Origin of the sequence: Frondihabitans sp. VKM Ac-2883, from assembly GCF_015350875.1 — a bacterium.
Classification (GTDB): domain Bacteria; phylum Actinomycetota; class Actinomycetes; order Actinomycetales; family Microbacteriaceae; genus Frondihabitans.
Genome location: NZ_JADKSF010000001.1, coordinates 419,147 through 441,538 on the forward strand (window position 1 = coordinate 419,147; position 22,392 = coordinate 441,538).

Annotated in this window: 25 protein-coding genes; 12 read left to right on the forward strand and 13 right to left on the reverse strand. The window is 69.4% G+C overall.

Going from position 1 to position 22,392, the window contains the following annotated elements:
• Window positions 1–105: 105 nt before the first annotated feature.
• Window positions 106–954, reverse strand: a complete 849-nt coding sequence (locus ITJ49_RS02180) for a flagellin (protein WP_194600811.1) — start codon at window positions 952–954, stop codon at window positions 106–108.
• A gap of 114 nt (window positions 955–1,068) precedes the next feature.
• Window positions 1,069–1,902 (reverse strand): sigma-70 family RNA polymerase sigma factor, encoded by an 834-nt coding sequence (locus ITJ49_RS02185; RefSeq protein WP_194600813.1) that lies wholly within the window; start codon window positions 1,900–1,902, stop codon window positions 1,069–1,071.
• Window positions 1,903–2,441: 539 nt separating this feature from the next.
• Between ITJ49_RS02185 and ITJ49_RS02190 the strand changes: the two genes are divergently transcribed.
• The 7 genes from ITJ49_RS02190 (at window position 2,442) to ITJ49_RS02220 (ending at window position 8,047) form a co-directional block, all read left to right on the forward strand.
• Window positions 2,442–2,930 carry a flagellar protein FlgN gene (locus ITJ49_RS02190; protein ID WP_123939673.1) on the forward strand — a complete coding sequence of 163 codons (489 nt, stop codon included), beginning with the start codon at window positions 2,442–2,444 and terminating at the stop codon, window positions 2,928–2,930.
• A complete protein-coding gene (gene flgK / locus ITJ49_RS02195; protein ID WP_194600815.1) occupies window positions 2,930–4,348 on the forward strand; it encodes a flagellar hook-associated protein FlgK in 1,419 nt (472 codons plus the stop codon). Before ITJ49_RS02190 ends, flgK begins: the two co-directional genes overlap by 1 nt.
• Window positions 4,348–5,238: a flagellar hook-associated protein FlgL gene (gene flgL / locus ITJ49_RS02200; RefSeq protein WP_194600817.1), complete on the forward strand. Its 891-nt coding sequence runs from the start codon at window positions 4,348–4,350 to the stop codon at window positions 5,236–5,238. The genes flgK and flgL overlap by 1 nt, the downstream gene beginning before the upstream one ends.
• Window positions 5,235–5,666 carry a flagellar assembly protein FliW gene (locus ITJ49_RS02205; protein ID WP_084816331.1) on the forward strand — a complete coding sequence of 144 codons (432 nt, stop codon included), beginning with the start codon at window positions 5,235–5,237 and terminating at the stop codon, window positions 5,664–5,666. The genes flgL and ITJ49_RS02205 overlap by 4 nt, the downstream gene beginning before the upstream one ends.
• 61 nt (window positions 5,667–5,727) lie before the next feature.
• On the forward strand, window positions 5,728–6,888 hold the full coding sequence (locus ITJ49_RS02210; RefSeq protein WP_194600819.1) for a tetratricopeptide repeat protein: 1,161 nt from the start codon (window positions 5,728–5,730) through the stop codon (window positions 6,886–6,888).
• A gap of 3 nt (window positions 6,889–6,891) precedes the next feature.
• The gene (locus ITJ49_RS02215) at window positions 6,892–7,347 is read left to right on the forward strand and encodes a SprT-like domain-containing protein (protein WP_055964798.1); all 456 of its coding nucleotides are present in this window, start codon (window positions 6,892–6,894) and stop codon (window positions 7,345–7,347) included.
• A 46-nt stretch (window positions 7,348–7,393) separates the two neighbouring features.
• Window positions 7,394–8,047 (forward strand): CGNR zinc finger domain-containing protein, encoded by a 654-nt coding sequence (locus tag ITJ49_RS02220; RefSeq protein WP_194600821.1) that lies wholly within the window; start codon window positions 7,394–7,396, stop codon window positions 8,045–8,047.
• 62 nt (window positions 8,048–8,109) lie between these two features.
• Here the strand turns inward: ITJ49_RS02220 and ITJ49_RS02225 are convergent, their stop codons facing one another.
• The 4 genes from ITJ49_RS02225 to ITJ49_RS02240 all read right to left on the reverse strand — a co-directional run bounded on the left by ITJ49_RS02225 (window position 8,110) and on the right by ITJ49_RS02240 (window position 10,269).
• On the reverse strand, window positions 8,110–8,403 hold the full coding sequence (locus ITJ49_RS02225) for a DUF427 domain-containing protein (protein WP_123939685.1): 294 nt from the start codon (window positions 8,401–8,403) through the stop codon (window positions 8,110–8,112).
• Window positions 8,404–8,441: 38 nt separating this feature from the next.
• Window positions 8,442–8,987 carry a hypothetical protein gene (locus ITJ49_RS02230; protein WP_194600823.1) on the reverse strand — a complete coding sequence of 182 codons (546 nt, stop codon included), beginning with the start codon at window positions 8,985–8,987 and terminating at the stop codon, window positions 8,442–8,444.
• Window positions 8,988–9,097: 110 nt separating this feature from the next.
• On the reverse strand, window positions 9,098–9,745 hold the full coding sequence (locus ITJ49_RS02235) for a DUF1684 domain-containing protein (RefSeq protein ID WP_370544331.1): 648 nt from the start codon (window positions 9,743–9,745) through the stop codon (window positions 9,098–9,100).
• Window positions 9,742–10,269, reverse strand: coding sequence for a hypothetical protein (locus ITJ49_RS02240; protein WP_194600828.1), 528 nt, complete (start codon window positions 10,267–10,269; stop codon window positions 9,742–9,744). The genes ITJ49_RS02235 and ITJ49_RS02240 overlap by 4 nt, the downstream gene beginning before the upstream one ends.
• A 333-nt stretch (window positions 10,270–10,602) precedes the next feature.
• Here ITJ49_RS02240 and ITJ49_RS02245 point away from each other — a divergent pair, with 333 nt between their 5' ends.
• Complete coding sequence (locus ITJ49_RS02245) at window positions 10,603–12,435, forward strand: DEAD/DEAH box helicase (RefSeq protein WP_370544332.1); 1,833 nt, start codon at window positions 10,603–10,605, stop codon at window positions 12,433–12,435.
• Between the two features lie 176 nt (window positions 12,436–12,611).
• Complete coding sequence (locus ITJ49_RS02250) at window positions 12,612–13,550, forward strand: alpha/beta hydrolase (RefSeq protein ID WP_194600834.1); 939 nt, start codon at window positions 12,612–12,614, stop codon at window positions 13,548–13,550.
• Between the two features lie 137 nt (window positions 13,551–13,687).
• On the opposite strand, the gene ITJ49_RS02255 is transcribed toward ITJ49_RS02250, so the two are convergent.
• Complete coding sequence (locus ITJ49_RS02255; RefSeq protein ID WP_194600837.1) at window positions 13,688–14,449, reverse strand: GDSL-type esterase/lipase family protein; 762 nt, start codon at window positions 14,447–14,449, stop codon at window positions 13,688–13,690.
• A 264-nt stretch (window positions 14,450–14,713) separates the two neighbouring features.
• Between ITJ49_RS02255 and ITJ49_RS02260 the strand changes: the two genes are divergently transcribed.
• A complete protein-coding gene (locus ITJ49_RS02260; RefSeq protein ID WP_194600840.1) occupies window positions 14,714–14,896 on the forward strand; it encodes a hypothetical protein in 183 nt (60 codons plus the stop codon).
• Window positions 14,897–14,940: 44 nt separating this feature from the next.
• Here the strand turns inward: ITJ49_RS02260 and ITJ49_RS18015 are convergent, their stop codons facing one another.
• Window positions 14,941–15,588 carry a TetR family transcriptional regulator C-terminal domain-containing protein gene (locus ITJ49_RS18015; RefSeq protein WP_194600843.1) on the reverse strand — a complete coding sequence of 216 codons (648 nt, stop codon included), beginning with the start codon at window positions 15,586–15,588 and terminating at the stop codon, window positions 14,941–14,943.
• Window positions 15,589–15,661: 73 nt separating this feature from the next.
• Here ITJ49_RS18015 and ITJ49_RS02270 point away from each other — a divergent pair, with 73 nt between their 5' ends.
• A complete protein-coding gene (locus ITJ49_RS02270; RefSeq protein WP_194600846.1) occupies window positions 15,662–15,847 on the forward strand; it encodes a multidrug transporter in 186 nt (61 codons plus the stop codon).
• A 157-nt stretch (window positions 15,848–16,004) separates the two neighbouring features.
• Here ITJ49_RS02270 and ITJ49_RS02275 read toward each other — a convergent pair whose 3' ends face one another.
• From ITJ49_RS02275 to ITJ49_RS02285, 3 genes are all read right to left on the reverse strand, one after another.
• Window positions 16,005–17,555, reverse strand: a complete 1,551-nt coding sequence (locus ITJ49_RS02275) for a GMC family oxidoreductase (RefSeq protein WP_194600849.1) — start codon at window positions 17,553–17,555, stop codon at window positions 16,005–16,007.
• Complete coding sequence (locus ITJ49_RS18020; protein WP_194600852.1) at window positions 17,552–19,018, reverse strand: alpha/beta hydrolase; 1,467 nt, start codon at window positions 19,016–19,018, stop codon at window positions 17,552–17,554. The genes ITJ49_RS02275 and ITJ49_RS18020 overlap by 4 nt, the downstream gene beginning before the upstream one ends.
• 246 nt (window positions 19,019–19,264) lie before the next feature.
• On the reverse strand, window positions 19,265–19,807 hold the full coding sequence (locus tag ITJ49_RS02285; RefSeq protein WP_055964762.1) for an NUDIX hydrolase family protein: 543 nt from the start codon (window positions 19,805–19,807) through the stop codon (window positions 19,265–19,267).
• 145 nt (window positions 19,808–19,952) lie between these two features.
• Between ITJ49_RS02285 and ITJ49_RS02290 the strand changes: the two genes are divergently transcribed.
• A complete protein-coding gene (locus tag ITJ49_RS02290) occupies window positions 19,953–20,606 on the forward strand; it encodes an alpha/beta hydrolase (protein WP_194600855.1) in 654 nt (217 codons plus the stop codon).
• Window positions 20,607–20,771: 165 nt separating this feature from the next.
• On the opposite strand, the gene ITJ49_RS02295 is transcribed toward ITJ49_RS02290, so the two are convergent.
• Both ITJ49_RS02295 and ITJ49_RS02300 read right to left on the reverse strand, forming a co-directional pair.
• Window positions 20,772–21,692, reverse strand: a complete 921-nt coding sequence (locus tag ITJ49_RS02295) for an NADP-dependent oxidoreductase (protein ID WP_194600858.1) — start codon at window positions 21,690–21,692, stop codon at window positions 20,772–20,774.
• A gap of 48 nt (window positions 21,693–21,740) precedes the next feature.
• The gene (locus ITJ49_RS02300) at window positions 21,741–22,271 is read right to left on the reverse strand and encodes a gluconokinase (RefSeq protein WP_194600861.1); all 531 of its coding nucleotides are present in this window, start codon (window positions 22,269–22,271) and stop codon (window positions 21,741–21,743) included.
• Window positions 22,272–22,392: the final 121 nt, after the last annotated feature.

Here is a 22,392-nt window from a genome sequence, read left to right on the forward strand (position 1 = left end):
CGAAAAGGGGTGGTCCGCGGCGGGGGTGGGGAGAAGACCCGAACTTCCTCTCCTCACCGCCTGCCGCGGATGGGTGGTGCTGTGGTGCTACCGGCTCGCTAGGGACTAGCGGAGGAGGCTCAGCACACCCTGCGTGCTCTGGTTCGCCTGAGCGAGCATCGCGGTGCCGGCCTGGCTGAGGATGTTGGCTCGTGTGTACTTGACCATCTCCTGTGCCATGTCGGTGTCGGTGATGCGCGAGGAGGCGGCCGTGAGGTTCTCCTTGGCGACGTTGGTGTTGTTGATGGCGTGCTCGAAGCGGTTCTGGACCGCACCGAGGCTGGCGCGAGCGGTCGAGATCTTGGTGATCTCGTCGTCGATCGTCTTGATCGCAGCCGACGATCCGGCAGCGGTCGAGAGGTCGATTGCTCCGACAGCGGTCGCGGTCTTCGACACGTCGGCCGGCGCGAGGTCGACGGTGATCGTGTTCGAGGCCGCGTCCGAACCAGCGCCGACCTGGAAGCTCAGCTTGCCGTCGGCGCCCGTGCCACCCTTGCCGTCCAGCAGCTGGATGCCGTTGAAGTTGGTGGAGGCGGAGATGCGAGTGAGCTCCGTCGTGAGGGAGTCGGTCTCGGTCTTGATCGCAGCACGCGAGGTCGCGTTGTTCGAGTCGTTACCGGACTGAACAGCGAGGTCGCGCATGCGCTGGAGGATCGACTGCGTTTCGGTCAGTCCACCTTCAGCCGTCTGGACGACGGAGATGCCGTCCTGAGCGTTGCGAGCGGCGACCGTGAGGCCACCGACCTGCGACTTGAGGCCCTCGGAGATGGCGAGACCCGCAGCATCGTCAGCGGCACGGTTGATGCGGAGACCCGACGAGAGCTTCTCGAGGGACTTCGACAGGTCGCCCTGCGTGCTGTTGAGGTTGCGGTAGGTGTTGTTCGCCGCGAGGTTGTTGTTGATCTGGAAACCCATGATGGTTCTCTCTTCCGTGATTTATGGGGTGTGGTGCTGCCGCCCATCCGTGGGCTGACATGGATAGCTATCGGCGGGGGTGTCCGGTCCGTTAGCGGAATGGTGAAAAAGTTTTTAGGAGGCTGCCGCGGTCTGCTGCACAGGCACGCTCTCGCGCATGGCGGTACCGATACCGACGACCGCGTTGCTGGCCACGCGGGCCAGGTAGGCGGCGCGGCGGGCTGGAGCGGTACGCGACTCGTACGACACCTCGGCGGTCTCGTCGGCGGCTGCGCCGGCATAGTGCGTGTTGAGCCCGTCGCGGAGGAGGCGGATGGCCTCGGTGCGCTGCTGCGACACCGCGGAGTGGGTGATACCGAGCTCGTCGGCGACCTCGGTGACGCTGCGGTCGCCGAAGTAGACGTTGTCGATGATGAAGCGCATCTTCTCGGGCAGAGCGTCGACCGCGGCACGCAGGTAGCGGGTGCGCTCCTGCTCGAGCAGCGTCTCTTCGGGAAGGATGATGTCGGCGGCGAGCTGGTCGGCGACGGTCTCGTCGATGGCCGTAACGGTGCGGGCGGCATCGGTCAGAGCGTCGGTCGCCGTCTTGCGGTCGACACCGAGCGACGAGGCGATCTCGTCGACGTTGGGGGTGCGGCCGAGGGCGGCGGTCAGGGTCTCCTGCGTGGCGAGAGTCTCTTTGATGCGCTTGCGGGTGCCGCGGCTGGCCCAATCGCTCGAGCGCATGTCGTCGGCGAAGGCACCCATGATGCGAGTGCGGGCGTAGGCGCCGAACGGCACACCCTGGGTGGGGTCGAAGGCGTCGGCCGCCTGGACGAGAGCGAGGGCGCCGGCCGAAGCCAGGTCGTCACGGCTGAGGTGCGTCGCCTTGGCGCACACCTCCGAGACGAGGTAGCCCACGAGCGGGAGGTTCTGAACCACCATCGTGTTGCGCTCTGCCTTGTTCATCGCGGTAACCCTGTCGTTGTCGGCCGAGTGGAAATCGGCATGGCGAAGCACCCCGGCATGACGGCGCGCCGGAGTGAATCGGAAGAAGTGATGGGCTGACCGCTGAGCCGATGGCCCTGTCGGTCGGTGCCGCCGGTGATCTCGGCGACACCCTCAACGCTAGTGAGAGCAGGGGGCCGAAAACTAGGCGTAAAAGACCCCACTCCGGGGGTTTGGGGTGTCATCATTTCGGGGGACAGCCAGCGTTTTTCCCGAATTTTCACCCCCGGACGGGGTGTTGTGAGCCCCTCGCCAACCACCTGGTTCGGTCTCCTTTGCAAATTCGAAGGAGAAACTCGCGCTGGCCCGCCCCGATCCGCATGAATCCGTTCGGCCCGGCGCGTTTCTCCTTCAAATTTGGAGAAAACAGGGCGAAGGATCCCGGTGCTCACCTAACGAGGCCGGGCCACCGGCCGATAGTGGCCGGTGAGAGCAAAACAGCTCCCTGCGGCGGCCACTCGAAAAGGCGGCCGGCACCGCAGCCGACACTTGGAGGGACCGTGGGCGTGAACGAATTGTCCGCCGTGCTCTGGCGTGAAAGGGAGCTCCTCGAGCTGCTCACGTTCAAGCTGGAAGAGGAGCAGCTGCTCCTTACCGCCGGAAAATCCCGGTGGATCGAGCACGCCACTCGCGAGGTAGAGCAGGTCCTCGACCGCCTGCGCACCGCCGGCCTCGAGCGGACCGTCGAGGTCGCCGTCGTCGCCGAGGAATGGGGCACGTCGTCCGAGGCGCCTCTGCGCGAGCTCGTCGACCACGCTCCCGAGGGCCCCTGGGCCGATATCTTCTCGTCGCACCTGCGGGCGATGACCGAGCTCACGCGACAGATCAAGCAGCTTCGCGACGAGAACGAGCAGTTCTTGAGGGCCGCCGCGCGCTCGACGCAAGAGACTCTCGCGACGGTGTCGTCGGATCCTTCGCTCTATGACTCGCACGGCGCCGGCCGCACCGCGACGGTTTCGTCGAGCCACCTCTTCGACGGGCGGCTGTAGTGAGCACGTTCTCCGGGCTGAACACCGCGTACCGGGGCCTCACTGCCGCGCGCGCCGGCCTCGACGTCGTCGGCCAGAACATCGCCAACGCCACGACCGAGGGCTACACCCGACAGCGCGTGACGACGTCGTCGATCTCGGCGGTGGAGCCGGGCCTCTTCTCGACGGGCACGGCCATCGGCCAGGGGGTCTCGATCGACGGCTATTCGCGCATCGGCGACGCCACCCTCGACGCGCAAGTGCGCGGCACCGCTTCATCGGCCGGATACGGCTCGGTCCGGGCCGGTGTGCTCTCGACTCTCGAGACCTCCCTCAACGAACCCGGCAAGAACGGCCTCTCGACGCAGCTCTCGAACTTCTGGGCCGGCTGGGGCGACGTCTCGAACGATCCGACCGACACCTCGGCGGCGGCGAACCTGCTCGGCCAGGCGCGGGGCATCGCCAGCACGATCGCAACCGGCTACCAGGGTGTCAGCAACCAGTGGAGCGCCGCGCGCAGCAGCGTGGCGACCATGGCCAGCGACCTCAACGCGGCCGCCAAGCAGGTCGCTGACCTGAACGGGCAGATTCAGCAGGGTCTGACCACCGGCGGCAGCGTCAACGAGCTCGTCGATCAGCGGAACCTCCTGACCGAGAAGATCTCGTCGCTCGCCGGCGGCTCGGTCCACGCCAACTCCGACGGGACGGTCAACGTGCTCATAGGAGGCAATGCGATCGTCAGCGGCACGACCGCGCGCACCGTCCAGGTCTCGGGGTCGACGACTCTCGAGGGTGCCGCCGCAGCTCCCGTGACGCTCGAATGGACGCACCGACCGGGTGCCTCCGTCGGCCTCGACGGCGGACAGTTGGCCGGTACGCTGTCGGTTCTCGCCCCCGCCGACGGCTCGGGCTCGGGTGGCGTCCTCGCCGAGGCGGCCGCCAGCTACAACGCGTTCGCGACCAAGCTCGCGACGAGTGTCAACGCGGTGTACTCCGGTGGATCCTCGCCGAGCGGTTCGACCGGCGCCGACTTCTTCTCCGTCTCGTCGACCGGGCCCGCCGCCCTCGGCCTCGGCGTCATTCCGACCTCCGCCTCGGGCATCCAGGCGAGCGCACCCGGCTCGGGCAACACCGGTGGGGTCGCCGACAAGCTCTCCACCCTCGGCGTCGGAGCAGCTTCCCCCGACCGCGTCTGGGCCTCGTTCGTCACGTCCACCGGGGCTGCAGCAAAGGCCGAGATCGCCTCGTCCGACCGCGCGACGCTGGCCGCCACCGCCGCCAAGACGCAGCAGACCTCGACCGCCGGCGTCGACCTCGACGAGGAGAACGTCAACATGCTGACGTTCCAGCACGCCTACCAGGGCGCCGCCCGCGTCATGACGGCCATTGACGAAATGCTCGACACCCTGATCAACCGCACCGGACGGGTGGGCCTGTAATGCTCGGACGCGTCACCAACCAGACCGCCGCCCTCGCGTCATCGCGCATGCTGCAGGCCAACGCTGCTCGACTCGCGCAGCTGCAGGGCCAGGCCTCGTCGCTCAAGGCGATCTCGGTGCCGTCGGACGACCCGACCGCCACCGGCCAGTCGCTGTTGGTCCGCGGTCAGCAGGCCGCCAACGCGCAGTACTCCCGCAACGCCGACAACGGCGTGGGCTGGCTCGCGACGACCGACTCCGCCCTCAGCGACACCAAGAACATCCTCGATCGGGTGCGGTTCCTCACCGTGCAGGGAGCCAACGACGGAGCCATGTCGGCCACCGCCAAAGAAGCGATCGCGACCGAACTCGACGGCCTCAAGACCGACCTGCTGGCCACCGCTAACACGTCGTTCCAGGGCCGATCCGTCTTCGCCGGTTCGTCCGACGCGGGCGCCGCCTTCACCCCGGGCACGCCGCCGGCCTTCACCGGAATCACCGGCAGCTCGGTGCAGCGTCGGATCGCCGACGGCACGACAGTCCAGGTCGACACCGACGGCGCGGCGGTCTTCGGCACGGGAGCCGACTCGGTCTTCTCGATGATCGACTCGATCTCGGCCGATCTGCGCGCCGGCGTCAACATCGGCGGCAAGCTCGCCGACATCGACACCCGCCTCACCGCCGTGCGCGGAGCCTGGGGCGACGTCGGAACCCGCCAGGCGCAGCTCGAGCGCGCCCAGGACACCCTGAAGAACACCTCCGTCTCGCTCGAGAACCAGCGATCCGGAATCGAGGATCTCGACCTCGCCAAGGTCGCCCTCGACCTCCAGACCCAGCAAGTCACCTACCAAGCCGCCCTCGCTGTCACCGCCAAGGTGATCCAGCCGACCCTGATGGACTTCCTCCGATGAGCGCTTCTCTCTCCTTCGTCACTCCTCCGCCCGGGCTCGACCCCGTCGTCGACTTCTCCCTCGACGAGGTCAAGGGCGCCAACGGCCTTTATGCCCTGCACGCGGTCGCCGAGCCGTCGACGCGCATGTTCGTCGTGGACGCCGCGATCCACCTCCCCGACTACGCCCCCGAGATCAGCGACGAGCAGGGCGAGGCTCTCGGCCTCTCCGGCCCCGAGAACGCGCTGCTCCTCGTCGTCGCGAACCCGGCAGCGTCGGGCACCACCGTCAACCTCATGGCGCCGATCGTCGTCAACTCGGTCTCGGGTGCCGCCGCGCAGGTGATCCTCGAGAACCAGGACTTCCCGCTGCGGGCCGCTCTCATGCCGGTGTCGGCCGCTCCGGTCGCCCAGCCCGTCGCCCCGGCCCGCGTGGCCGTTCCGGCCTAGCTCGGGCCCGTTCGCGCGCCGATCAGGCCAAAAGCCCCGCGCTCGACTACCCTCGACACCGATGACCGAGCACGACCGTACCGACGACGCCCAGGGCGGCACCACGAGCCACCCTGTGCCCTCGAGCCTGACCGCACCGATCGTGCCGACGGGCCCTTCGGGCACCTCGCACTTCGATCCCGTCAGCCTGCGACCCGCCATCGACGCCTCGGCGCTCGAAGACCGCCTGGCCGAGCTCGGGGCGAGCCGCAGCACCGCCGCCCTCGGCGAACGCGCCGACCTGCTTCGCATGCTGGGCCGCCTCGACGAGGCCCTCGCGATCAGCGAGGAGGCCTTCCGGCTCGCTCACTTCACCGGCGACCGGGCCGACTCGACTGCAGCGCGCATCCGCCGCGCCTACGTCTTCAAAGAGCAGGGCCGCCTCGAGCGTGCTCTGAGCGACCTCCACACCAGCCGCCTCAGCGCCTCGACCGAAGAGTGGCACGAGCTCGAGGCCGCGGCCGCCGAACTCGAGGGCTACACGCTCTACGACCTCCAGCGCTACGAAGAGGCCCGGCAGTCTCTGGCCGCAGCGCTCGAGGCCTACGAGAAGGCCGGTGCGCCCGCCGAGCGCACCAACGGCCTCCGCGTCGCCATCGAAGGCGTCATGCGAGCTGTGCTGCAGGGGTCCGCTCCCGCCGCACCCGAGCCGATCATCGAACCCGAGCCCGAGCCCGCCGCCGAGCCGATGGTCTCGACCGTGGTCGTCGACGCTCCCGTCTTCGCTGACGAGGTGGCCGGCGAGACCTCTGCCGTAGACTCCGAAGACGACACCGACGCTCGCGTCACCGACGACCGCGACGACGCTGATGCCACCGGCGACACCAACCCGGCCCCGCTCTTCCGCACCACCGGCTCCCCCGCGTTCCTCGTCTCGCCGTCCGAGCAGGGCTCCCCCGCGCGACTCGACCCGTCGGCCCCGCGCCTCGACCCGTCGGCCCCGACCTCCGAGTCGATCACCGATGCCGCGTCGATCGGAGTCGAGACCCAGGCGATCGCGATCCCGCATGCCACGGCTCCCGGCCGCAGCCGCCGCGACATCGACGACGAAGACCGCAACGAAGACGACGAGCCTGCCAACGGCTTCGACGCCGAGGTGAATCGCGCCCGCAAGGCCGCGCGCAGCATCTGGGGCGCCTTTGACGCCTCGCAGTCGAAGACGCCGCCGAGCGACCGCTCCTAGCGAGTGGCCGATCTGGCCAAGGTCCGCCACTGGGCCTCGTCTTTGATCGCGCTCCACCTCGACCCCGGGGTCTGGACGTTCGACTTCGACCGCGCGACCACCCGCGCCGGACTCTGCAACTACACCAAGCACCGCATCACGGTCTCGCGTCACCTGGCCGAACGCTACGACGACGATGAGATCCACCAGGTGCTGCTGCACGAGGTCGCGCACGCGATCGCAGGATCCGCAGCGGGTCACGGCCCGAAATGGCGCACCGTCGCGGAGGGCCTCGGCTATGCCGGGGGCCGCCTGCACGACGGCGCCATCGCCTCCGAGCTCGCCCCCTGGGTGGGGCTCTGCCCGCAGGGCCACGAGCACTTCCGCTACCGCGCGCCGCGGAAGCCGCTCGCGTGCGGCCGGTGCGCGCGCCGCTTCGACCTCGCGAACCTCATCGTCTGGCAGAAGCGCGAGGTCTGAGCGCCAGAGCGGCCGACCTTCCGGCGTCACCAGCTAGGCTGGTTACATGACGGTTGAGACGTGGTTCCGCTCCGACGCCGGAGTCCGCTGGCAGTTCGAGACCGGCGCCCTGTGCCTCGACTTCGCCTATCTCGGAGGGTTTCCCGAGGGCGCATTCGGCCCCGCCTCCGGCCTCCCCGGAGCCACCGCCGCCCCCGGATCACCCCGGTGGGACGGCCTGCTCGTTCCCGCCGACCTCGGCGACTGGCTCGGCGAGCGCTACCCGGGCATCGGTCAGGCACCAAGTGACCGTGAGCTGCACGACGCCCGTTCGTTCCGTGACGCCGTCGCCCGCCTGGCGCTCTGCGCCGCCGACGGCCACACTCCCGACGCCGACGACATCGACGTCGTCAACCTGTTCGCGGCGCTCCCTGATGTTCCCCCGTCGCTCGCGGGTGGTCGCCGTCAGGCGGGTGCGGGTCGGCTGCGCACGGGGCAGGCGCTGGCCTCGGTGGCGCGGGATGCAGTGACGCTGTTCGCGCGGGTGGGGTTTGTCGGGGAGCCGGGCCGCCGGATCCTTCGGTGTTCCGCGGACGACTGCGGGCTCGTGTTCTACGACGACTCCCGCGCCGGAACGCGTCGCTGGTGCTCGATGCCGAAGTGCGGCAATCGCTCGAAGGTGCGTGCCCACCGCGCTCGAGTTGCGGCCGCGCACGCCTGACACCTCAAAAACGACCGCTGATCTCGGGGATCAGCGGTCGTTTCTGTGGTCTCGCAAGGTGTCTATTCGACGACCTTGACCTCTTTCCAGAACGCGACGTAGTTCGAGAAGTCTTTGCCGACGCGGTCGAACGCGGTCGGGAACGGCGTCGGGTAGCTGAACGCACGGTCGGGCAGGCCGTTCACCGAGAAGTACTGGCACTCGCCCTTCCACGGGCAGGTGTAGGGGGTGTCGGTCTTCTCGAGCAGCGCGTCGTTGACGCTGGCCGGCGGGAAGTACCAGTTGCCCTCGATCTTGATGAGGTCGGATTCGGGGGCCTCAGCCACCACGGTTCCGTCGTCGAGTACTGCCTTCATGTTGTCCTCCAGGGGATCGGGGTCTACTGGACCGAACGCTACGCGCGCGAGGTGAATTCCCGCAGGACGACCACCGACGCGGGGCGCGACTCGCGCTGGGCGATCGGATCGTCCGCTCCCCCGAGGGTCGCCGACACCGACGCGGTGAGCAGGTGCGCCGTCGCCCTCTGCAGCCCCTGCCAGGCCGCACAGGCGGCGGCCGACTCCGGAGACGAGGAGTCGAGGCCCCGGGCGGCGAGCGCGTCGATCACGGCCCCTGCAGCAAGGTGGTCTTCGACGGCCGTGCGAAACCCGTCGGGGTCAAGTGAGCCCGCGCCGATCACTGCGACGACAGCCCGGTCACCGAGCTGCGCTTGAAGGCGCAGGATCCACTCGGCCGCGTCACCGGCGCTGGCCTCGGTGACGCAGAGAACGGCCGGGCCACCGGGGCACGCCTCGGCGATGGCTGCGACGAGCTGCGCTCCCGATGCCTCCCCGTGCCCGTCGAGTTCATCCGCGACGACGATGACGTGCGCTCCGGGCGCGATGCGCCGGGCGCCTGCCTCGCCCCACTCGAACCGGACCTGGTAGCGCTGCTGATGCATTGATCCAGGGTAGCGGCGGCTCGACCGTTCAGAACTCTGGCAGAACCGGCTGTATCCGGCCCATCGAGGCGGCTACGGCTCGCTTTTGCCAGAGTTCTGAACCGCCGGCGTCAGTGCGCGCCCGAGTACCGCTCCCCCACCGGGATGTCGACGGCGACCGTGTTGCCCGGCTGAGCCAGCGGGCACGCCCAGGCCGGGTCGTAGGCGCAGCTCGGGTTGTAGGCGAAGTTGAAGTCGAGCACGAGCGAGGTCGGCGCGGATCCTGGTCCGAGGTCGGCACCCTTGACCGTATCGAGCAGGTAGCGCCCGCCGCCGTAGGTGCCACCGGGCTTGCCCGCGAGTGCGTCTTTCACGGGCACGAAGATGCCGCCGCCGTAGGTCGCGAGTCGCCACACGTCGAGCGATCCGACACCGGGCACGTCGACGAGGCCGACCCGATCGAAGAGCACGTCGCCGTCGGTGCCGGTGGGCACGACCATGCGGTACTCGTCGGCGGGCTGGATCTCGACCTCGAAGCGCCAGTTGCGGTCGTACGGCTTGGTCGGGAGGCCGGTGAAGTCGGGGCGATCCTCGGGTAGCAGCGGCGTCGAAGGGTGGTTCGCGAACAGGTCGTCGCGGGTGCGGCGCCACAGGTCGTGAGCCGCCTCGAGGTCGGTCGCCTCGCGGATCGCGCGATACGTGTCGTGGATCGTGCGCCGCCACGACGCGATGTCGAGGGCGTACTGGGCCTGCTGGGTGGTGGTGCGGGTGTCGGTCACTTCGTCTCTCCCGTCGCGGCGGCGGGCGCGGTCGCCGAGTCGGCGGGCGCACTCCACGTGGGGGCGAGCTGCCGCATCCGCCAGCCCCGCCACTGCCAGACCACCCACAGCCCGGGCCACAGCACCGGGGTGAGCAGCCCCGCGTCGAACTCGAGCCGGTCGCGCAAGAGTGTGCCGCGGGCCAGACCGCTCGAATGCGGTGCGCGCGAGATCGCCATGCGGTGTCGGATCCTCAAGCGGGAGAACTGCCCCGTGACCCCGCGGCCCGTGTCTTCTTGGATTCGTGTGCCCTCGACCTCGTACCAGCGCAGGTCGACGTGCGTGATGCCCAGCGAGACGAGGCCCAGGATCCGGGCACTCACCCGCCTCGGCACGTCGTCCCAGCGCCTCGGGAACCCGCTCGCGTCCTCCGACCGATAGACCACCAGTGGCTTGGTGACCGCGACCATGACCTCGGGGTTGGCGAGAGCGTCGGCTGCGGCTTCGGGCGAGCAGGCGAGGAGGAGTTTGAGCTGCACGTGCATGAGGCCAGTCTGCTCGGGCTGATGAACCCTCGGCCTGCGAATTCGAGTCGTTCACCACAGAATCGGGCACATTCAGCCGAATTTGCAGGGTGAAGGCCCGCAAAACCACCCGAAAATGCGCATGCTGTACGCTTGAACCACTTGCGAGTCGACCCGATCGGCTCCCTGCGTCGTAGTACGCCCCTCCCACACCCCGGCCAGACCGGGGTTCGCGAAGCTCACTCTGCGGCGAAACGATCGAGCAAAACTGCTCCGTCGCCACATCTCGAGTCCAGCTACGCCATCGACAGGCGTATGCCGAAGGGGCTCGAAACCGATGCCCGAAAGGCACCAGTGACTGACACCCTCACCACCCCCGACGTCGCCATCACCCACGACGAAAACCTCACCACGTTCGCCGAGCTCGGCGTCCCTGCCCCGATCGTCAAGGCGCTCCTCGCCGACGGCAAGTCCACCGCGTTCCCGATCCAGGTCGACACGCTCCCCGACACCCTCTCGGGGCGCGACGTCCTCGGCCGCGGAAAGACCGGCTCCGGCAAGACCCTCGCGTTCTCCATCCCGATGGCTGCGCGCCTCGGCGGCAAGCTCGCCGGTGGCAAGCGCCGCCCGGGCCGCCCGCTCGGCCTCGTGCTGGCCCCGACCCGCGAGCTCGCCACCCAGATCGACGCCGTCCTCGCGCCGATGGCCGCGGCCTACGGCATGAACACCACCACGATCTTCGGCGGCGTCTCGCAGAACCGCCAGGTCCAGGCGCTGAAGCAGGGCGTCGACATCGTCGTGGCCTGCCCCGGCCGCCTCGAAGACCTGATGAAGCAGGGCTTCATCAAGCTGGACGCGATCGAGATGACCGTGCTCGACGAAGCCGACCACATGGCCGACCTCGGGTTCCTGCCCGGCGTGACCCGGATCCTCAAGTCCACCCCCGAGAACGGCCAGCGCCTCCTGTTCAGCGCGACGCTTGACAACGGCGTTGACAAGCTGGTCAAGCAGTTCCTCCACAACGAGGTGCTGCACTCGGTCGACGAGGCGAACTCCCCCGTCGCGAAGATGACCCACCACGTGTTCGAGACCGAGTCGGTCGAGACTAAAAAGGCCCTGATCAACACGCTCGCCTCGGGCAAGGGTCGCCGCATCCTGTTCATGCGCACCAAGCACCACGCCAAGAAGCTCGCGAAGCAGCTGACCGAGTCGGGCATCCCCGCCGTCGACCTGCACGGCAACCTGTCGCAGCCGCAGCGTGACCGCAACCTGGCCGCGTTCCAAGACGGAACCGCCCGCGTGCTCGTCGCCACCGACGTCGCCGCCCGCGGTGTGCACGTCGACGACATCGAGCTCGTGATCCACGTCGACCCGCCGACCGAGCACAAGGCGTACCTGCACCGTTCGGGCCGCACGGCTCGTGCCGGCGCCGAGGGCGACGTCGTCACCCTGATCATCCCGAGCCAGCGTCGCGATGTCGCTCAGATGATGAAGAAGGCTGACATCAAGGCCACCCCGGTCGCCGTGAAGCCCGACTCGAAAGAGGTCAAGGCTCTCGTCGGCGAGGTCGCCGCGTACGTGAAGCCCGCCCCGAAGTCGGAGCGCGTGCACGAGCAGCAGGGCGGCGGTCGCTCGCAGGGCGCCAACGCTCAGCGCAAGCGCGCTGCTCGCCAGACGTCCGATGGCTCACCGATCGCTCGCAAAGACCGCTCGGGTCGCCCCGCGTCCGACAACTCCGCAGGATCCGACGGCTCGGCTCGTCGCCAGGGCGGCGGCTCCGGTCGCGGCCAGTCCGCTGGCGGGCGCTCGGCGCAGGGTGGGCGCAACGGTGGCCGTGACGGCCGTCGCGACGACGCCCCCCGCAGCGGCAGCAAGAGCTTCTACTCGACCGAGTCCGGCTCCGGCTCGACCTCGGCGGCCCCGGCTCGCGACGAGCGTCGCGATGACCGTCAGCCCCGCCGCGCTCAGAGCGACGGCGGCTCCAGCCGCACCAACGGCGTGCGCAACGACCAGGCGGCGTTCGCGGCCGAGCAGTCGGGCGGCGCCCCCCGCGGTGGCTCCGACCGCAACGGTGGCGGCTCGCGTCGTGCCTCATCGGCCGGCGGTCGCCCCGCATCGCTGAAGGTCGGCTCGCTCGTGCGCGGATCCTCGCCCCGTGGTGGCTCGGCCGGTGGCCGCGGCCGCTGACCCACCCGCACCTCCTCGAACCCCCGTCGCTCACCGCGGCGGGGGTTCGTCGTGTGCGATGCCACTTCACGGCGTCGAGACCGGTTTTCGGCAAAACGGCCGCCGAAAGACGGTGCCTTTGCCGCAAAGCCGCGCCGAGCCGAACCGAATGACGGCAAACGTGGTGACCTAGAGGCATGGCTGACAGACAATTCGTGCTCGAATCAGGCCGCGGCATCGGCATATCGGCGGCGGGCGACCCCGGTGCCCGACGACTCGTGGTGCTCTGCCACCCCACCCCGGGGGCGGGCGGGCTGGATCCTGATCCCCTCGTCACCGGCCCGTGGGGCGTGCACCTGCTCTCGCTCGATCGCCCCGGCTACGGTGTCTCGGACCCGCTGAGCAGCGACTCCGAGGCGACGTTCGAGCATCGCGCCGACGACATCGCCGAATACGTGCGCCGCTCCGAAGACCAGGCGCACGAGACGCAGCGCGTCGACTTCGGCGCCGTCGGGGTCGTCGGCTGGGGCACCGGCGGCCGCGTGGCGCTGGCGTTCGCCGCCCGGCACCCCGACCTCGTCGACAGGGTCACCGTGGTCGGCACGTCGTCGCCCAAGCGGTCGAAACCCGAGAGCCGAGGATCCCACGCCCTCGAGTTCCTCCCCGTCAAATCGAATGCATCGATCGAGACTTTCTCGGCCGCCGTCGCAGACCGCTCGACCGCGGGTGGTCGCGCGGTCGACCGCGACTCGGCCGGACAGACACTGTGGCGCCTTGCCGACCTCGGCATCGCCGACGACGACCCCACCCTCGCGGGCCTCGAGGGCTACGAGGCGCAGGGGCTCCGGTCGCGCCTGGAGCTGATGCTCGAGGAAGCCGTGCTGCAGGGCGATATCGGCGTGGCCACCGACCTCGCCGCGATCCACGACGACTCGTGGGCGAAGTCGCTCGGGTCGATCACCGCATCGGTGCAGCTCGTCTACGGCGACGACGACCCCGTTGCGACCGTCGACGACGGTCACTGGTACGAGAGCCGGATCCCTGACGCCACGACGATCCGCGTGCAGGGCGCCGGCCGTCTGGCGTTGGTCGCGTCGTGGCGGAACATCCTGTCGCACGTCGCGCCCCGGGCCTGACTCTTCTGTCGCCCCCGGGTGGCTGTTCTGTCGCCCCCGGGGGCGGTGAGTGTCCACGATCTGCTGGTCTGATGCACGCTGCATCAGCAGATCGTGGACACTCGCCGGCCTGGGGAGAGGCTTAGAGGCTTAGAGGCTCAGACGAGCGGCGCTGGTGCGGCGGGACGCGCGGGGCTTGCGGCCCGAACCATGGCCGGGGCCAGCGCCTGAGCCCACATGCGGTGCATGGTGCGGAACGAGAAGACCTGCTCGTGGAGCATCTCGCTGACGCGCCACGACGGAAAAGGAACGAACTCGGCGCCCAGCACACTCGCCACCCGCTCCGATTCGCGGTTGAGACGGGCGATCTGGGCGACGATGACGGCGCGTCCGGCGGGGGCGATCGGCCGGAAATCCTGCATGGGTGGGATGCCGGCCAGAACGACGCGGGTGTCGGCACCGTAGCGCGCGCGGATCGCGGCGACGAGTCGTTCGAGGTCGTCACCCCAGTCGGTACTGCGCGTGATGAGCAGAACATCGGGGATGCCGAGCATGACGACGGCGACGTCGAAGGCGTCGAGTTGCGGGAGGAGCCGTTCGGCCCGGACGGCCCGGAGACTCGGCGTGCCCACCGCGTGCCAGGAGGCACCCCGGGTGGTCTCGGAGGCGAAGCAGGCCGCTGCCTGCGCTGGAACGGCCATCCCGTCGTGCAGAACTCCGAACCCGCTGACCGCGATGTCACCGACGAAGAGGAAGCGGACCGGGTCGGGCCCGGGTCGAGCCGGTGCAGGATCGCCGTCGGGGAAGATCCCCTTGCTTACCGTGTGCGAGTAGATGACGAAGTGGATGAACAGCAGCGGTCGGGCCGCCAAGTAGAGAGCCTGGAGGATCCAAGCGGGGAGGTGGGGTGCGCGGGTCATGGGAGGTTCAAGCGATCATGTCGAGTGACGAGACGGTTCTGCCCGGGATGGGGGCCGAGCCGGGGTGCGGGTGTGACACCAGAGTGGCAGAAATGAGGACACCGTGCTGTCCCCCAATCCGGGTGTCGAGAGTAGCCGACTCTCAGATGACAACGGGTGTCGCCGAGTCGCCCCGCCGGGAACGGGGTACGACCTGGGTCGACCACGACCGCGTCGGCCTACCGTTGTGCTTCAACCCGCTTTGACGGATCAGGACGGATCACCGTGACTTACCGAGCGACCATGCTGTACGAGGGCGACATCGGCGGCGTCCACCACGCCGAGGGAACGGCTGGCACGCGCGCGGGTGCATTGGCCGTCGCCGAACGCGAGGTTCCCGCCGGCACGCGCGTCGTGGGCGTCGTCGTCGCCGACGACGAGTCGCGGTTCGAGACCCGACTCGACTGACCCGACCCAGCTGACGCGACCCAGCTGACCCGACTGGGCCTTCGTCAGGAGTCGAGGTTCCAGACCGGCGCGACGTACGCACGCTTCCACCCGTGGCGGAGCCGCGTGACGGCACGATCGTAGGCGTCGAGCAGATCCATGCGGGGTCGCACCATCGACTGCAACTGGAGCCCCTCGTAGAGTGCGATGAGCTGTTCAGCTCCGCGCGTAGGATCCATCGTCTCCGGTTCGCGACCCATCTCGACGTCGCGGGCCAGGCTCGCCTGCACCATGCTGTGGAAGCGGTGCCAGTCCTGATGGAGTAGCGGCGCCATCGGATGCCCGGGCGTCGCGGCGATGCCGAGGAGCGACGTGAGAAGCCGCATCAACGCGGGGTCGTCGACGTTGGCCTGAACGATGCCGCGGAGGAACGCCACCGTCCCGTGCGAAGCCGAGACGCCCCGCAGTGGCGCCATCCGTTCGGCGTTCCACCGGTCGACTGTCGACAGCACGAGGCTGTCCCAGGTCGGGAACTGCGACTGAACCCTCTCGAGCGGCAGCCCCGCGGCCTCCGCGACGACCTCGAGGGAGGCTTCGTGGAACGTGGTGACCCGGAAGACCGCCATCGCGGCGTGGATGATCGCGATGCGCAGTTCGGTGGCGGCGTTGAGGGGGTCGACGAAGGCGGGCGAGGGGGTGGAGAGTTCTGGCACGAGAACCAGATAACCAGGGCCGGGGTTCCGGCGATATGCCCCGTTCTGGGGCACCGCAGCGTAACGTCGAGGCATGACTTCCGACGACGAGATGACCTTCGACGAGAAGCGTCACGACCAGCTGACGCGGGCACCCAAATCCGACGAGAGCGATGCCGCGCCGCGCATCACGAAATCGGAGGCACCCGACGGCACGACTCGCATCGACGTGGCCGACACGGCGAAGGTCGTCCCCGGCAAGGCGCCACGCGCGAGCTGACTCGGCGCCGGTCGATGCCGGACGCGGTCCGGGGCTGCGCCCCGCCGCCAGTCGGGCGGGAGTGTTTAGGCGGTCTGCACCGCTGAAGCCCACGATGCAGACTCGGCACCACAGACGAGCGTGGTGCGGAGTCCGCATCAAAGGCGCTGACGGGCGGTTACGCCCCCCCAGCGACGAAGCGATCGGCCGTCCGCAGCGCCAAGGCCATGATCGCCAGCGCCGGGTTCGCGATGACGGCGCTCGGGAACACCGAGTTGTCGGCGATCCACAGGTTCGGAATGTCGAAGCTGCGCCCGTTGGCGTCGACCACGGCGCTGTCGGCCGACGTGCCCATGCGCGCGGTGCCGATCGTGTGGGCGGTGCGCGCCAGCACGGTCGTCGACGTGGCGCCGGCCGCTTCGACGATCGAGGTCATGGTGCGGATCGCGTGCTTCTCGATCGCGTCTTCGTTGTCGTGCGCGGTAAACGAGATGCGCGCCTTCGGAATGCCGAAATCGTCGAGCTCGTCGGTGAGAGTGAGCCGGTTGTCTTCGTGCGGCAGGCACTCGGCGTTGATGCCCACGCCGGCCATGTACCGGTAGGAGTCCATCATGTCGACCATGTCGCGGCCCCACAGCCCGCCGCCACGCGCGAGGGTCGTCGACAGGGTCAGGGGTACGACGCCGAGGCTCTGAATCAAGTAGCCCCCGGCGAAGTCGGCGTCGGCCGGCCTCACGGTGTCTTCGGTGATGATCGACGACGGATAGCCGCGGTGGCTGCGCATCTCGGTGGGGAATTTGCCCCACACCTGCGTCGCGCCGTGCGCCATGTAGTTGCGGCCGACCTGGTCGCTCGAGTTGGCGAGGCCGGTGTGCAGCAGCAGTCGAGGCGTCTCGACTCCTCCGGCACAGAGGAAGAGCGCCTTCGTGCGCTGGCGGCGCTCAATGCCATCGCGCGTGTAGACCACGGCGGACACGCGCCCGGACGCGTCGAGCTCGATTCCGTGCACCATCGAATCGGCGCGGATCTCGGCGCCCTTCGCGACGGCGAGCGGCAGATACGTGGTGTCCATGCTGACTTTGGCGCCCGAGCGGCAGCCCTGGTGACAGCTTCCGCAGTTGGCGCAGGCGGGTCGCACACCGTGTTCGGGCTGATGCCAGTCGCGCGTGACGAGGGCGGCGGGCCCGTCGGTGGCGGTGATGCCGATGGCATCGCAACCGCGGATCATCATGTCGGACGACGCGTTCCGCGCGACCGGCGGCAGATCGTAGCGGCGGGTGGGATCCCAAGGATAGTGCGCGGGGCCGGCGACACCGACGAACTTCTCGACCTTCTCGATGTAGCCGGTCAGCTCGTCGGGATCGATCGGCCAATCTTCGCCCAGGCCGGAGTCGGTCTTGAGCTTGAGATCGCGGGCGTCGGGCCGGGGCGTGAACGCTCCCCAGTGCAACGTGGAGCCGCCGACGCCCTTGCCGCTGTTGTTCTGCCCGAACGCGGTCGGGTTCTCGCCGTCGCTGAGGCGTTCCTCCATCCAGTTGATGGCGACCGCCTCGGTCTCATCGGAGGTGTACTTCGACGCGTCGAAGTTGGCGCCCGCCTCGAGGGCGACGACTCGCAGCCCGCGCGACGCGAGCGAAGCGAGGATCGGCGCCCCGCCGGCACCGGTGCCGATCACGACGGCGTCGACGATCTCGGAGTCGTCGTAGGTGCGCATTCCGTCGAGCCTCATCGAACGGTCTCCTTCTCGGTGTCGGTGATGCCAGTGTCGGTGATGCCAGTGCCGGTGGTGCCGGTGGTGCTGGCCCCGGTGTCTCGGGCGGAGGGGACCGGCATCGCCGGCTCCCAGGCTTCGTGGCGATCGGCGCCCAGCTCGGTGAATCCCTGGATGCGAATCACGTCGCCTCCGTTGGCGAATCCGTCGAAACCGATGCGCTCCATCGTGGCCGGGTGGGCCAGCCAGGTGCGGGTGAGGTCGACGCGGCAGTCTTCGAACCAGAGCGTCATCTGCTCGGCGGTGAGGGTGCCGGCCCGAGGGGCGTACTGCTGATCGACGATGGCCTGGATCCTTGAGTCTTTTGCCTCGTCGTCGAGGGTCGCGAAATCGTCGAGTGCGTCGAGCCCTAGCCGGTAGGCCTCCTGATCGGGCGGGAGGGCGGCATTGCGCCACCCGTCGCTCACGCCTCGCGCGAGCCCGGCGTCGACGCGGCCGGCGATGTCGAAGGGGGCGCTGCCCTGTGGCACGACCCGCTCGGCGACCAGGCGGAGCGTCGCGAGCTGCGCGGCGTTGAGCACCTGCGGGGCGTAGTCGGGGTCGTCGGGCAGGGCCCGTCCGGCAAGGATCGCGCGCGTCTGCGAGCTCGTGCGGCCCGACCCGATGACGCGGCCGAACCCCGGTGAGACGAACGGCCCCGCGCCCACGCGTTCGCGCCAGAACACGCGGATCAGGTCGGCCACCTCGTCGGGTCGTTCGAGCGGCAGCAGGTGGCCCGCACCGGCCAGCACGTCAAGCGTTGCCCGCGGGTACACAGGCAGGTTGTGCTCGCGCTGGCCGGCCTCGCCGAGGGGCCCGTCAGACCCGCCGGCAATGATCAGGGCAGGAACATCGAGGATCCCGACCTCCGCCGCTCGGTCTTCCAGGCTGCCGCGTTCGAACCAGGCCAGCCACGCCTCCGCCGCCGAGCGCAGCACATCGCTGAGGGCGCGGTCGTCGTTTTCAGGGCTCAGCGGTGCGCCGACATTGTCGTCGATGAACGTGCGCGCGTCGGCGGTCGCGAGGTGGCCGTCGCTCGCGATGCCCGCCCGGGCCCACGAGAGCATCTGCGCTCGGGCGTCGTCGCCCATCGGCTCGGGCGAGGGCGGTGAGCCCGCGAGGAGCACGACACCGGTGAGGCCGAAGAGCCCCGAGCTGCCGTCGAGAGTGCGCGCCGCGACGAGACTCGCGATCTTGCCACCCATGCTGTGCCCGACGAGAACGAAGCGCGTGGAGCCGTGGCGCCGGATCTTGCGAACGACATGGCCGACCATCTCGTCGACGCTCGTGCCGGTGGCGGCCGACGCCTCGCCGAAGCCGGGCAGGTCGATGCCGACGACGTCGAAGTCGTCGGCGAGCAGCTCTCTCAGAGCGTCGAATTCACGAGCGCTGGAGCCGAGCGCGTGGAGGCAGAAGAGTGTGGGGCGGTCGTCGTGGGGCACGCCTTGGACAGTACGCCGAGCCGCCGACACCGAACCGGCTCGGGGTACGGGCGGCCGCGCTGTGCGGGCGCGGGTGGGCGAGTGCTGCCCGTGAGTCGGCGGGTGTTATGCGGAGTGGGCGGGTGCTGCCCGTGAGTCGGCGGGTGTTATGCGGAATGGGCGGGTGCTCCAGCACCCGCCCACTCTCGAAAACACCCGCCGACTCGGAGACACGGCCCGAGCGGGCGCACGCCGCAGAAGCGCGAGCTACGTCAGCGCACCGACCGACGCGAGCGCAGTCCGCAGCAAAGCACCGCGCCCACCCTCCATCTCGGCCGCGACCTCGGCACTCGCGGCGGTTTGGGGGCTCATCCAGGTGATCTCGAGGGCGTCCTGGCGCGGTTCGCAGGTGCCGGTGACGGGCACGACGTAGGCGAGCGACACGGCGTGCTGGCGCTCGTCCGTGTAGACCGAGGCCCCCGGGAACGGGAAGTACTCGGCGACGGAGAACGGCACCGGCGACGGCGGGAGCTGCGGAAAAGCCATCGGCCCGAGGTCTTTCTCGAGGTGGCGGAACAGTGCCGTGCGCAGCGACTCGCCGTACATGACGCGCCCGGAGACGAGCATCCGCGTCATCGTGCCCTCGCTGTCGGCACGCAGCAGCACGCCCACCTCGGTGACGACCCCCTGCCCGTCGATGCGCACGGGCACCGCCTCGACGTACAGGATCGGGAGGCGCTGCCGGATCTGGAACAACTCCTCCTCGGAGAGCCAGCCGGAGTTGGGATCGGGAGTCTGAACGGAAGCCATGCGCCATTCTTACCGGTCGGGCCTGGCTATTCGGGGCTAGTACCCCTTCGTGTTGCGGTTCGGCTGCGCGCTGCCGAACCCGAGGATGGCGGCGCGAGGCACGACCGATCGCACCAGGGTAGCGGGGCGTCACTACGCTGGAGCAATGGTCTCGATCGATCCCTCCGCCGTTCAGTGGTCCCTCCCCGAAGAGGAGCGCCGCGGCAAGCCGCTCGTGCTGCTCCTGCACGGAGTCGGCTCACACGAGGGCGACCTGATCGGCCTTGCACCGCACCTGTCGCCCGAATTCGTCTACGCCTCCCTGCGCGCGCCGCTCCCCTGGCCGCAGGGGCCGGCCGGTGGCGCCTGGTCGTGGTACCCGCTGTCGCTCCCGGGCGCACCCGACCCGGCACCGGTCGATGCCGCTGCGGACGCCGTACTGGCCTACGTCGACTCGTTGGGCGACGCGCATCCGACGGTCGGTCTCCTCGGCTTCTCGCAGGGCGGCTCGCTCTCGCTGCAGCTTCTCCGCCGCCGCCCCGGCTTCTTCGACTTCGCGGTGGTGCTGGCGGGGTTCGTGGTGCCGGGCGCCGATACGGCGGTGGATGCAGCGGTGGCCGCCTCGGATACTCGGGTCTTCTACGGCCGGGGCGATGCCGACCCGATCATTCCGGCCGATGCCGTGGAGCGCACCGAGCAGTGGCTCCAGACGAACGTGCCGGATGCGACGCTGTCGGTGTACCCGGGCCTCACGCACGGCATTTCGCAGGAGGAGCTCGGCGACGTGAACGCGTTCCTCGCCGAGGTGCACCCCGCCTGACCGGGGCGTTGGCCGGCCCACCGCACGACGTAGTGCGGTCACGCCCACTCGCCGCGGCACGTCTGCGAGTCCGCACGACGTTTCGCGGTCAAGCCAACGCGCCGCGGCACGTCCTCCAGTCCGCACGACGTATTGCGGTCACGCCCACGCGCCGCAGCAGACGCCCTAGGGGACGAGCGCGAGCTTGCCGCCCGGGTGGCCCGTCGCGAGCAGCTCCAGCGCGGCCGGCGCCTCGGTGAACGGGAACGTCTTCGCGACAGGTACCACGAGGTCGCCCTTGCCGGCGAGCGCCACCAGCGACGACCGGATCTCGTCGCGATACCGCGCACTCTCGGGCATCGCTCCGCCGATGACGCGGTAGCCGTCGCGCTCTGCCCGCCCGAACGCCGCGATGCTGACGATGCGCGCGCGATCCTCGACCAGTGCGAGCGACACGTCGATCGCCTCGTCGGTGCCGACGCAGTCGAGTGCGGCTGCGATGCCGTCGGGGGCGAGCGACCGAACGCGCTCCTCGAGCCCGTCGCCGTAGACGACGCCGGTCGCGCCGAACTCTTCGACGACACCGAAAGTGCGCTCGGACGCCGTGCCGATGCAGTGGATGCCCCACAGCTTGGCCTGCTGCAGAACGCTCACGCCGACGGCTCCGGACGCCCCGTGCACGAGGATTGTCTCGCCCGCCCTCGCACCGGTGACGTGCAGCATCTCGGCGGCGGTCGCCCCGGCGAGCAGCAGGTTCGCGGCCTCCGACCAGCCGAGCGACTCGGGCTTGGCGAAGACGTCTTTTGCGGGCACCGTGAGCTCGGTGGCATACCCTCCGGTCACCCGAAACGCGATGACTTCGTCACCCGGTGCGAACGGGGCGTCGGCCCCGGCGGCGGTGATGATTCCCGCGACTTCGTAGCCAAGGGGCGTCATGAGCGAACCGGGATCCTCGGCGGTCAGAATCGTCTTGACGTCGACGGGGTTCATGCCCACGGCCTTGACCTGGATGGTGACCTCGTCCGCTTTCGGTGCGGGCGGGTCGACGACGATGAGCTCGAGGCCGTCGAGAGAGCCGAAGGTCGAGACGATCCATTTCTGTGCCATGGAGCCAGATAACTCCCCCGCACCTGAAGGGATCGAAGGCGTGGGGGACTACCCCTGCGCGACGGGCGGAAGACCGAGCTTGCGGATGATGTCGGCCACCTCGACCGCCGGCTCGCGGCCCGCGTCGACGATGATGTGCCGCTCGTCGTCGCCGAGGGGTTCGAGGGTTGCGAGCTGCGAGGCGAGCAGAGTTGACGGCATGAAGTGGCCGGTGCGATGCGAGATGCGCTCACCGATCAGCTCGGCCTCGCCCCGCAGATGAACGAAGACCACGTCGGGCCCCCGCAGCACGTCGCGATAGGCGTGCTTGAGCGCCGAGCACGTGACGATGCCCGGGCGACCGTGTTCGGTGTGCCCGCGGATCCACGCCGCGACCTTCTCGAGCCACGGCCACCGATCGTCGTCGTCGAGGGGGATGCCGGCTGCCATCTTGTCGACGTTCGACTGCGGGTGCATCGCGTCGCCCTCGGCGAAGTCCCAGCCGAGCTTTGTGGACAGCGCCTCGGCGACCGTCGACTTACCGGAGCCGGAGACCCCCATGATCACGAGGATGGGCTGCTGCATCGCTGAATCGGTCATCAGAGGAACACTCCCAGGAGAGGGGCGCCCCGCGCAACCCGGTCGAGCCCCACAACGCCATGGTCGCCGCCTCACACACCGGATCCGGCTCGCGAAACCTCAGAATCGACCACTTGTGAGC

What these genes read in the sequence shown, in the direction of transcription:
- ITJ49_RS02180 (WP_194600811.1), bottom strand. Translation starts at nt 954, where the DNA reads ATGGGTTTCCAGATCAACAACAACCTCGCGGCGAACAACACCTACCGC.
- ITJ49_RS02185 (WP_194600813.1), bottom strand. Translation starts at nt 1,902, where the DNA reads ATGAACAAGGCAGAGCGCAACACGATGGTGGTTCAGAACCTCCCGCTC.
- flgL (WP_194600817.1), top strand. Translation starts at nt 4,348, where the DNA reads ATGCTCGGACGCGTCACCAACCAGACCGCCGCCCTCGCGTCATCGCGC.
- ITJ49_RS02205 (WP_084816331.1), top strand. Translation starts at nt 5,235, where the DNA reads ATGAGCGCTTCTCTCTCCTTCGTCACTCCTCCGCCCGGGCTCGACCCC.
- ITJ49_RS02210 (WP_194600819.1), top strand. Translation starts at nt 5,728, where the DNA reads ATGACCGAGCACGACCGTACCGACGACGCCCAGGGCGGCACCACGAGC.
- ITJ49_RS02220 (WP_194600821.1), top strand. Translation starts at nt 7,394, where the DNA reads ATGACGGTTGAGACGTGGTTCCGCTCCGACGCCGGAGTCCGCTGGCAG.
- ITJ49_RS02225 (WP_123939685.1), bottom strand. Translation starts at nt 8,403, where the DNA reads ATGAAGGCAGTACTCGACGACGGAACCGTGGTGGCTGAGGCCCCCGAA.
- ITJ49_RS02230 (WP_194600823.1), bottom strand. Translation starts at nt 8,987, where the DNA reads ATGCATCAGCAGCGCTACCAGGTCCGGTTCGAGTGGGGCGAGGCAGGC.
- ITJ49_RS02240 (WP_194600828.1), bottom strand. Translation starts at nt 10,269, where the DNA reads ATGCACGTGCAGCTCAAACTCCTCCTCGCCTGCTCGCCCGAAGCCGCA.
- ITJ49_RS02250 (WP_194600834.1), top strand. Translation starts at nt 12,612, where the DNA reads ATGGCTGACAGACAATTCGTGCTCGAATCAGGCCGCGGCATCGGCATA.
- ITJ49_RS02255 (WP_194600837.1), bottom strand. Translation starts at nt 14,449, where the DNA reads ATGACCCGCGCACCCCACCTCCCCGCTTGGATCCTCCAGGCTCTCTAC.
- ITJ49_RS02270 (WP_194600846.1), top strand. Translation starts at nt 15,662, where the DNA reads ATGACTTCCGACGACGAGATGACCTTCGACGAGAAGCGTCACGACCAG.
- ITJ49_RS02275 (WP_194600849.1), bottom strand. Translation starts at nt 17,555, where the DNA reads ATGAGGCTCGACGGAATGCGCACCTACGACGACTCCGAGATCGTCGAC.
- ITJ49_RS02285 (WP_055964762.1), bottom strand. Translation starts at nt 19,807, where the DNA reads ATGGCTTCCGTTCAGACTCCCGATCCCAACTCCGGCTGGCTCTCCGAG.
- ITJ49_RS02290 (WP_194600855.1), top strand. Translation starts at nt 19,953, where the DNA reads ATGGTCTCGATCGATCCCTCCGCCGTTCAGTGGTCCCTCCCCGAAGAG.
- ITJ49_RS02295 (WP_194600858.1), bottom strand. Translation starts at nt 21,692, where the DNA reads ATGGCACAGAAATGGATCGTCTCGACCTTCGGCTCTCTCGACGGCCTC.
- ITJ49_RS02300 (WP_194600861.1), bottom strand. Translation starts at nt 22,271, where the DNA reads ATGACCGATTCAGCGATGCAGCAGCCCATCCTCGTGATCATGGGGGTC.